The sequence below is a fragment of the Sphingomonas sp. genome (genome assembly GCF_040398505.1).
Classification (GTDB): Bacteria; Pseudomonadota; Alphaproteobacteria; order Sphingomonadales; family Sphingomonadaceae; genus Sphingomonas.
In genome coordinates this window covers 1-6,428 of the sequence record NZ_JBBATX010000135.1, presented here as the reverse complement: position 1 = coordinate 6,428, position 6,428 = coordinate 1, and the positions used below count along the sequence as shown (strand labels likewise).

At 67.9% G+C, this 6,428-nt stretch carries 7 protein-coding genes; 3 read left to right on the top strand and 4 right to left on the bottom strand.

Annotation, left to right across the window (positions count from 1 at the left end):
- The coding region (gene rsmI / locus ABWP09_RS13015) for a 16S rRNA (cytidine(1402)-2'-O)-methyltransferase (RefSeq protein WP_353205553.1) at positions 1-665 on the bottom strand (665 nt) is incomplete at its 3' end.
- A gap of 11 nt (positions 666-676) precedes the next feature.
- On the opposite strand from rsmI, the gene ABWP09_RS13010 reads away from it, so the two are divergent.
- A complete protein-coding gene (locus ABWP09_RS13010; protein WP_353205552.1) occupies positions 677-1,882 on the top strand; it encodes a penicillin-binding protein activator in 1,206 nt (401 codons plus the stop codon).
- 156 nt (positions 1,883-2,038) lie between these two features.
- Here ABWP09_RS13010 and hemW read toward each other — a convergent pair whose 3' ends face one another.
- Positions 2,039-3,193, bottom strand: coding sequence for a radical SAM family heme chaperone HemW (hemW, locus tag ABWP09_RS13005; protein ID WP_353205551.1), 1,155 nt, complete (start codon positions 3,191-3,193; stop codon positions 2,039-2,041).
- A 38-nt stretch (positions 3,194-3,231) separates the two neighbouring features.
- Between hemW and ABWP09_RS13000 the strand changes: the two genes are divergently transcribed.
- Positions 3,232-3,789: a CAP domain-containing protein gene (locus ABWP09_RS13000; protein ID WP_353205550.1), complete on the top strand. Its 558-nt coding sequence runs from the start codon at positions 3,232-3,234 to the stop codon at positions 3,787-3,789.
- Positions 3,790-3,941: 152 nt separating this feature from the next.
- Here the strand turns inward: ABWP09_RS13000 and rdgB are convergent, their stop codons facing one another.
- Complete coding sequence (gene rdgB, locus ABWP09_RS12995; RefSeq protein ID WP_502959800.1) at positions 3,942-4,589, bottom strand: RdgB/HAM1 family non-canonical purine NTP pyrophosphatase; 648 nt, start codon at positions 4,587-4,589, stop codon at positions 3,942-3,944.
- Entirely contained in the window at positions 4,589-5,305 is a 717-nt protein-coding gene (rph, locus tag ABWP09_RS12990; RefSeq protein ID WP_188448975.1) for a ribonuclease PH, read from the bottom strand. The genes rdgB and rph overlap by 1 nt, the downstream gene beginning before the upstream one ends.
- A 114-nt stretch (positions 5,306-5,419) precedes the next feature.
- Here rph and ABWP09_RS12985 point away from each other — a divergent pair, with 114 nt between their 5' ends.
- On the top strand, positions 5,420-6,178 hold the full coding sequence (locus ABWP09_RS12985) for an energy transducer TonB (protein ID WP_353205548.1): 759 nt from the start codon (positions 5,420-5,422) through the stop codon (positions 6,176-6,178).
- The last annotated feature ends 250 nt before the right edge of the window (positions 6,179-6,428 follow it).

The window sequence follows — 6,428 nt, the reverse complement described above, 5'->3', positions numbered from 1 at the left end:
TCGCCCTTGGGCGGCGCGTCGGCGTAGCGGGCGGCGAGATCGGACAGCGTGCCTGTCACCGCTTCCTCGAAATGCTTGGTGATCTCGCGCGTCACCGCCGCCTCGCGGTCGCCGAGACCCTCGGCGAGCGCGCCGAGCGTCGCCGCCAGACGCGGACCCGATTCGTACAGCACCAACGTCGCGCGAATGCCTGCGACTTCGGCGATCGCGGCGGCGCGGGCTTGCGCCTTGGACGGCAGGAAGCCTAGGAACAGGAAACGGTCGGTCGGTAACCCCGCCAGCGTCAGCGCCGCGACCGCCGCGCACGGGCCGGGGATCGTCCACACGGTATGCCCCGCGGCGCGCGCGTCGCGAACCAATTTATAGCCGGGGTCGGAAATCAGCGGGGTGCCCGCGTCGGACACCAGCGCGACCGCCTCCACCCCCATCCGCGCGATCAGGCCGGGGCGGACCTCCTCGGCATTATGGTCGTGATACGGCGTCATCGGGCGCTTGACGCCGATATGGTTGAGGAGTTTGCCCGTCACGCGGCTGTCTTCGACCGCGATTACAGCGGCATGGGTCAGGATATGCGCGGCACGCGGTGACAGATCACCGAGATTGCCGATCGGGGTGGCAACGATGTAGAGGCCCGGAGCCAAGTGGGGCGCAAGTTCAGAGGTCATCAGGAGCGGTCATGGCAGAGCGGGTATCGATAGGGCAATCTCCGAGTAGCTGGCGGCGCTTCGCGGCGGCAGCAATGGCGGCGGGCGCGCTCGTGCTCGGCGGCTGCCAAACGGTTGTCCCGCGCGGGCCAACGCCGGTGCGTCCCCCAGTGGTGCGGCCCAGCCAGCCGCAGCAGCCCGTGGTCGAACAGGGCATCCCGCGCGATACGCAGCGCCACCGCGTTGCGCTGCTCGTGCCGCTGTCGGGCCCGAATGCGGGTGTCGGGCAAAGCCTCGCCAATGCGACTCAGCTGGCTTTGCTCGATTCGAGCAACGATCGCGTGCGCATTACCAGCTATGACACCGCGACCGGGGCTGCGCTCGCCGCGCAAAAGGCGCTGGCCGATGGCGCGCAGCTGATTCTCGGGCCGTTGCTGGCCGAGGATGTGCGCGTCGTCACACCGATCGCGCGGCGTGCCGGGGTGCCGGTCGTCAGTTTCTCCAACGATTCGTCGGCGGCCGGGAACGGCGCCTATCTGATGGGCTATGCGCCCGCGCAATCGGTGGCGCGCGTCGTCAATTATGCGCGCGACAAGGGCATGACGAGCTTCGGCGCGCTGGTGCCGAATGGTACCTATGGCGAGCGCGCATCGACCGCGTTTCTGCGCGCGGTTGAGGCGGCCGGCGGGCGCGTCGGATCGCTGCAGACCTATGATCGTGCCGCCGGATCGATGACCGCGGCGATCCTTCGCATGACCAAGAGTGCCCCCTATCAGGCGATCCTGATCGCCGATGGCGGCAGCATGGCGGCGGCGGGCGTGCCGGTGCTGCACAAGAACGGCATGGGTGGCGCGCGTGTGCTCGGCACCGAATTGTGGAATTCGGAAAGTTCGATCGCGAGCAAGCCCGCGCTGGAAGGCGCGTGGTTCGCGAGCGTCTCGGACGGGCTGTATCGCCAATATGCCACCAAATATCGCGCGCGCTTCGGCACCGCGCCGTTTCGCTTGTCGAGCCTTGGCTATGATTCGGTGCTGCTGACGATCCGCATCATGCGCGATTGGCCGATCGGCGCGCCGTTTCCGGAAGATCGCCTGCACGACCGCGGCGGCTTTGCCGGGATCGACGGCGCGTTCCGCTTCGGCCGCGACAATGTCGCCGAACGCGCACTGGAAGTGCAGGAGATTCGCGGGGGGACGACGGTGACGGTGTCGCCTGCGCCGGGTGGGTTTGAGGGGTAGGTAGGCTTTCACTTCTCCTTTCTACCACCCCGGCGAAGGCCGGGGCCTAGTTGCGGAGCGTTCATTGGGAGAGGACCAAGCTCGCTTCCTCGGTCCTCGCAACTGGACCCCGGCCTTCGCCGGGGTGGTAGCTTGGGGTGGTGCGTTGGGGCGGGGTTACCCTTTGACCACCAGCGGCAAAATCGCGTCGAGCAAGAGCATCCCCGCATCGGTGACGGTGAGATGGTCCCCGTTGCGCGCGAGCAACCCTTGTGCCTTCAGCCGCGCCGCCGCCTCCCAGTCGATCAGCGCCGCGACCGTCGTCTCCCCCAAGCCCGCGATCCGCGCGAGATCGACGCCCTCGCGCAGCCGCAGCCCCATCAGCAACGCCTCGGTCGCGCGCTCGGACGCGATCAGCGGTTCCTCGATTTGCGCGCCATGGCCGTTGCGCGCGACGGCGCCGATCCAATTCTCCGGCTTCTTGTGCCGCGCCGTCGCGAGGCCGCCGCGCCGCCCGTGCGCGCCGGGGCCGATTCCGGCATAATCGCGGTAGCGCCAGTAAACGAGGTTGTGGCGGCTCTCCGCGCCCCAGCGCGCATGATTGGAGATTTCATAGGCCGGCAGGCCCGCCGCCGCCGTCATCGCCCGCGTCAGTTCGAACAGATCGGCGGCATCGTCCCCGCTCGGGATCGTGATCCGTCCCGCTGCCGCTTCGGTCGCAAAGCGCGTCCCCGGCTCGATCGTGAGCTGGTAGAGCGAGAGATGCTCGGTCCCGAACGCCAGCGCGCGGGACAGCTCGGCCTCCCATGCGGCGAGGCTCTGGTCGGGCCGGGCATAGATCAGGTCGAAGCTTACGCGGGCAAACGCGGCTTGCGCGGTGTCGAGCGCGGCGAGTCCCTCGGCCACGTCATGCGCGCGCCCGAGGAAGGCGAGCGCGGCATCGTCGAGCGCCTGCAACCCGAGCGACACGCGGTTGACCCCGGCCGCGGCGATATCGGCGAAGCGCGCCGCCTCGACCGAGGAGGGATTGGCCTCGAGCGTGATTTCGATATCGCGCTGGGCTGGCCAGTATCGGGTCGCGGCGTCGATCACCGCCGCCACCGTTGCGGGCGGCATCAGCGACGGGGTGCCGCCACCGAAGAAGATCGACCCGAGCCGCCGTCCGGGGAGTGCTGCCGCCTCATAGGCGAGATCGGCGAGCAGCGCGTCGCGCCACGCCGCCTGATCGACGCTCGCGCGGACATGGCTGTTGAAATCGCAATACGGGCATTTCGACACGCAGAACGGCCAATGGACGTAGAGGGCGAGCGGGGGCATTTCGGCGGCGTTCATCGCGCGGTGCTATGCGCGTCGCGAGGAGATTGGGAAAGATGCGGTTTCTGGGCCTGGCTTTGCTGCTGATCGGGTGTTCCGCGCCGTCGGACGACCGGCCGCCGCGCATCGTGGAGCCGCGACCCGACGCTGCCTCGGCCCCGCGCGGCGAAGCGCTGTTGCAGCGCGCGATGCTCGTCGAGCACAATGCCGCGCGCGCCGCGGTCGGGGCGCCGCCGCTTGTGTGGGGCGACGATCTCGCGCGCGACGCGGCGCGCTATGCCGCGGTTCTCGCTGCGAGCGAGGATTTCAAGCATTCGACCGAACCGCGCGGTGCGACGCCCGAGGGCGAGAACCTGTTCGTGGGCTCGCGCGGGGCGTATCGCTATGACGAGATGGCACGGCTGTGGGTCGACGAGGGTCGCGCTTACACCGGCGGCGCGATCCCGAACATCAGCCGCACCGGGCGATGGCAGGATGTCGGACATTACACGCAAATCATCTGGCGGCGCACGACGCAGGTCGGCTGCGCAGTGGCTAGCAGTCGGCGCGACGATTATCTGGTGTGCCGCTATACGCCGCCGGGGAATGTGTGGGGTCGGCGCGCGGGGGACTGAGGTTTACCGAGCGCCTTCCCCGTAGCGCTTCCCCGGCGAAGGCCGGGGCCCAGCAGTAGCGCAGCAGGGAGCAGGCGCAACGCGCGGCTACTGAAACCTGTGCAACTGGGCCCCGGCCTTCGCCGGGGAAGCGAATAAGGGGGGGGCTTGGTTCAGAGCACCGCCGCGATCATCGCCGCAAACGCCTTGGCGCGGTGGTTGTTCGCCTGCTTTTCCTCGAACGGCATTTCGGCGAAGGTGCGCGTGTCGCCTGCGGGCACGAACATCGGATCATAGCCGAAGCCCATGCTGCCACGCGGCGGCCAGACCAGCGTGCCGTCGATCCGGCCTTCGAACCATTGGACATGCCCGTCGGGCCAGGCGAGCGCGAGCGTGCTGACGAAATGCGCCGAGCGGCTGGTGTCGGGGTCGAGCGCGGTCAGCTTCTCCTCGACCTTGCCCATCGCCAGCATCCAGTCGCGCGTGCCGTCGGCCGTTTCGGCCCAATTGGCGGTGTAGACGCCGGGATCGCCGCCCAGCGCGTCGACGCACAGCCCGCTGTCATCGGCGAGCGCGGGAAGGCCCGACAGGTCGGCGGCGTAAAGCGCCTTCAACTCGGCATTGGCGACAAAGGTCGTGCCGGTTTCCTCGGGCTCGGGCAGGTCAAGGTCGGCTGCCGCAATCGCGTCGATGCCGTACGGCGCGAGAAGCGCACGGATTTCCTTGATCTTGCCGGCGTTGTGCGTGGCGATCACCAGTCTGCCCGGGGCGAGCTTGCGGATCGCTTGCGGGGCGACCTCGCCGTCTGACTCAGGCGGCATCATTTTGCCACGGCCCTGGCTTGTGCGGCGAAGATGTCGGTGCAGCCGATGCGGGCGAGGCGGAGCAAGCGCAACAGCGCTTCCTCGTCATAGGTCGCGCCCTCGGCAGTGGCCTGGACTTCGGCGATATTGCCGTTTTCAAGCAGCACGAAATTGGCGTCGGCGTCGGCGTTCGAATCCTCGTCATAATCGAGATCGAGCACCGGCGTGCCCTTGAAGATGCCGCACGAAATCGCCCCGACTTTCTGCGTCAGCGGGTCGGCGCTGAGCTTGCCGCTCGCCATCAGCCCGTCGATCGCGAGCCGCAGCGCGACCCACGCGCCCGAGATCGACGCGGTGCGCGTGCCGCCATCGGCCTGGATCACGTCGCAATCGAGCACGATCTGCCGTTCGCCGAGCAGCTTCAGGTCGGTGACCGCGCGGAGCGAACGCCCGATCAGCCGCTGGATTTCCTGCGTGCGGCCCGATTGCTTGCCCTTGGCGGCTTCGCGGCTGCCACGGGTGTGCGTCGCGCGCGGCAACATGCCATATTCGGCGGTGACCCAGCCTTCGCCCTTGCCGCGCAGGAACGGCGGGACTTTCTCCTCGATCGAGGCGGTGACGAGCACCTTGGTGTCGCCAAAACCGATCAGCACCGACCCTTCGGCATGTTTGGTGAAGCGCGGTTCGATGCTGATCGTGCGCATCTGGTCGGGGGTGCGGCCTGAGGGGCGCATGGGGAGTCTCCTGAAAAATGATCGTGTCGCCCTACCCGTGCGTTGGATGAGTGTCACCCCTTGGCAGGGTGCCGCGACAGACCACATTCATCGCGGAAAGGTCAGGCGGACGGCATGACGGTGTATGGATCAACACAGGCAGACCGGATCAAGAGCGCAGGCGCTGCGGCGGCACTGGTCGCGCTGATCGGCTATGGCCTGATTGCCGGGCTGGGGGTCGGCGTTTCGCAACGGATCGTCGAGCAATTGACCGTTGTGGCGCTCCTGCCTGACAGCGCGCCGCCCAAGCCCGATCCGGTACGCGCGCCCAAGCAAGCCGAAAAACGCAAGGAGGGCGCGGCGTCGCCGCCGAACATTCGATCGAAAGCGACCGAATTGGTCGCACCGCCCGTGCCGATCCTGATCCCGCAATCAGCGCCGGTCGTCGTCTCTCCGGTCGCCGGGTTTGGCAGCGATCGCTCCGCTGGTGCTGCGCCGGTGGTCGGTCCCGGGACGGGGAGCGGCGGGCAGGGTAATGGCCTGGGGAGCGGCGATCGCGGCGATGGCGATGGCGGCGGCGGGGGAACCGAGGCGGAACTCGTCAGCAACACATTGCGCTACAAGGATTTACCGCGCGCCTTGTGGGATTCGCATGCCGCGGGAATCGTCACCTATCGTGCGACGATCGGGGTCAACGGGCGGCTGAGCGATTGCCGGATTACGCGCACCAGCGGGAATGCCGCGCTCGATGCAGCGACCTGCGCGCTGGCGCTGCGCCACGTCCGCTTCCGCCCGGCACGCGATGAAAAGGGGCGAAAGGTCACCGACAGCGCGCTGTTCGAACAGGAATGGACGGTGGATCGGCGGGAGGGTGCTGAGGCGGAGGATCGGTAAGGATTTTTCTCACGCGAAGGCGCGAAGGCGCGAAGAGAAGAAGGTTGGTTCGCGCGGAGACGCGGAGACGCGGAGAGAAGAAGAAGGCTTGTTCGCGCAGAGGCGCGGAGGCGCAGAGGGGTTGCGCCCGCGGCAGGGGTCGGGAGACAAAATCGGCATATGTGGGGCGCTATCGCGCCCGTTTTTGAACCGGTTCTTCTTTCTTCTTCTCCGCGTCTCCGCGCCTCCGCGCGAACCAACCTTCTTCTCT

Coding starts and splice junctions, on each gene's coding strand:
- ABWP09_RS13000 (WP_353205550.1), top strand. CDS start 3,232: ATGCGGTTTCTGGGCCTGGCTTTGCTGCTGATCGGGTGTTCCGCGCCG.
- rph (WP_188448975.1), bottom strand. CDS start 5,305: ATGCGCCCCTCAGGCCGCACCCCCGACCAGATGCGCACGATCAGCATC.
- rdgB (WP_502959800.1), bottom strand. CDS start 4,589: ATGCCGCCTGAGTCAGACGGCGAGGTCGCCCCGCAAGCGATCCGCAAG.
- hemW (WP_353205551.1), bottom strand. CDS start 3,193: ATGAACGCCGCCGAAATGCCCCCGCTCGCCCTCTACGTCCATTGGCCG.
- ABWP09_RS13010 (WP_353205552.1), top strand. CDS start 677: ATGGCAGAGCGGGTATCGATAGGGCAATCTCCGAGTAGCTGGCGGCGC.
- ABWP09_RS12985 (WP_353205548.1), top strand. CDS start 5,420: ATGACGGTGTATGGATCAACACAGGCAGACCGGATCAAGAGCGCAGGC.